Annotated in this window: 1 protein-coding gene; it reads right to left on the bottom strand. The window is 71.7% G+C overall.

Features of this window, described 5'->3' with window-relative positions; all coding sequences use genetic code 11:
• Positions 1-926 precede the first annotated feature (926 nt).
• The gene (locus V6U90_RS33105) at positions 927-2,444 is read right to left on the bottom strand and encodes a DUF6297 family protein (RefSeq protein ID WP_334445064.1); all 1,518 of its coding nucleotides are present in this window, start codon (positions 2,442-2,444) and stop codon (positions 927-929) included.
• Between the last annotated feature and the right edge of the window lie 56 nt (positions 2,445-2,500).

Below are 2,500 nucleotides of genomic sequence, written 5' to 3'. Positions count from 1 at the left end.
CATGACCCTCTTGATCTTGCGCGCCCGAAGGGACTCGAACCCCTAACCTTCTGATCCGTAGGTAACTCGTCCGGCCCAATCCAGCCCCGTCCGACCCGATCCGAATGAGTTATGACAGGTACGGGAATTGGGCGGCCTTCATCAATATGTTTTCCACTTGAAGCAGAGTCGAAAATCCGGCTCAGTCCAGTCCATCCGGGCCAGTTCCCCGACGTCCGAGCACCCACGGAGCACCCCCGTCACCGTCGCCACCCCCGGCGGCATCGGCTTCCCCCACGCACAGCAGGCCGTCCGGATCACCCGGACCCGCACGATCAAGGGCAGGACCACCCCGCGAGACGGCGTACCTGACCGTGTTCCTGCCCGCCGTGCGGGCCCGAACCAGCCGACCTCGGCACATGGGCACGCTCGGAATGGCACATCGAGAACCGCCTGGACTATATCCGCGATGTCACGCTACGTGAAGACGCTCATCAGGCCCGGACCGCCGACGGACCCGCCGTCTCCGCGCCACTCCGTGATACCTCGATCGGATACCACCGCAGCAACGGCGAACCCAACATCGCCCGAGCCACCTGACGCGTAGCCCACCGTCCAGACGACCTCATCGGCGACGTGACCAGGAACAACCCGACAACGCGATAGCCCTGGACCCTGGCAGGTAGCCGCGAATCTTCCTGGGCAACGGCGTTGTCGACGTACCGCGACGTGCTCTACCTCCAAGGCGTGGCCGAACGGGCTCTCGTCGGGCATTGACTTGTGTCGCGGCACGTAGCGCCAGCCCAGGTGACCTCGTCCTACGTCACGGTCGACGAGCAGCGCATCACCGAAACCTGGGCGGACAAGGGATGGCTACCGCTGGCAACGGCCGAGTTGCCCGAGCGGCATCTTGGTGGGACCGGGACGTCCCGCGTCGGTGTCGGCGGTCAGAGTTGACCGGCGGCGGTGCCGGACCTGCGTACCAGCAGGGCGCACCCCAGCGCCGAACTGAGCGCCTGCGCGAGCAGCCAGTGCCAGCCGAGCGCCTCGGGCGCCGGCAGCATCACCAGGCCGGCCGAGACCGGCACGGTCAGGACGGCGAGGACGTCGATGCCGTTGAGAAGCCACAGCAGCATGCCGGCCGGGAACGCCCCGAGCGGCGTGTCGATCAGGATGGTGCCGATCGAGGCGGCGCTCGCCTTCGCCCGCTGCAAGGCGCCCACCGCGACGGCCGGGCCGGCAAGCAAGCCGAGCGCCCACCACGGTCCGGTGAGCGACCCGGCGGCCTGCAGGACGCCCAGGGTGACGGCGAGCCACCCGCCAGCGACGATGGCGGGAACCACGAGCCGCTGAGCGATCACCTGGCGGCCCGTAGCGCCGAGCAGCCGCAGCATCGCCGGGTTCGAGGCGTCACCGTGGGTGGACTCCGCGGTGAGGCCGGCGGCGGCCAGCGCGCCGACCAGGACCACCCCGAGGAGGAGCCAGGCAGGGCCGTCGGCGAGGTAGACCGGGACGGCGGCCGCGCCCACCGGCCACCAGAGCCGCGCGGCCTTGCGGCGCAGGATGATCAGATCATGGGCGATCAGCGGCGGGACCCGGCGGGCGGTCAGCAGGCGCGTCGTCCGTACCCGGGTGCGGCTGCGCCAGAAGCGGCGGGCGCTCATCTCGGTCAGATAGGACGGTTCGACCGCGTAGACGACGTCGGCGTACGCGCCCGCGTTGATCGACGCCTCGGCGATCGACGCCGTCGGCCAGTTCTCCAACGCCCGCCAGGTCAGCACGACCGTAATCAGCCCGGCGGCCAGGGCTGCGGCACCGGTAGCAAGCACCGCCACGGGCGGCACGAGCGAGGAGGGCAGGCGGTGGTCGCCGGTGGTGCGCAGCGCCGCGGCCAGGACGAGGCAGCCCGCGCCGACCGCGATACCGAGGCCGTCGGCGACCCGGGCCGTGGAAGGCCGTCGCTGGCAGGCGAGCGCGAGCAGCGCCGCGCCGACCGCGGCCGCCGCGCCGGCGGTGCCGCCGGCTGCCAGGACCAGGAGCCCGGCTGGGCGGGCCGCGACGTTCCCGGTCACTGCGATACCGGTGACGGTGCCGACGACGAGCGCGGCGATGGTGGTCAGGGTGAGCGCTGGTGCGAGCAGGGTGCGCCGGGGCAGCGGGGCCGGCAGCAGCCAGGTGGCGTCGCTGCGGCTGACCGACAGCGGACCGAGCTGCCGCAGGACGACGAAGAAGGCGGCGAGGACGGCCACCGCACCGACGAACGGGGTGACCGCCGGGTCACCACCGGGCGCGTCCGGCGGCCAGACGACGCGGACCAGTGGCTGCCCGAACAGCGCGACGGCCATCAGCACGGCGAGGGTCACCGCGTAGACCGTGCCGATGTCGGCGCGGCCCTCGGCGGCGATCCGGCGGCGGCGAATCCAACGGCGGGCGTCGACGGCGGCGGGGGAGCCCGGCCGTGTCAATCCCCTGGAATCGTGGAGGACTCGGTTATGCGGCCTGGTCCTCCAGGGCGCGGATG

It is taken from the genome of Micromonospora sp. CPCC 206060 (genome assembly GCF_036906895.1).
Taxonomy (GTDB): domain Bacteria; phylum Actinomycetota; class Actinomycetes; order Mycobacteriales; family Micromonosporaceae; genus Micromonospora.
This window is presented reverse-complemented; position numbering and strand designations above follow the sequence as displayed.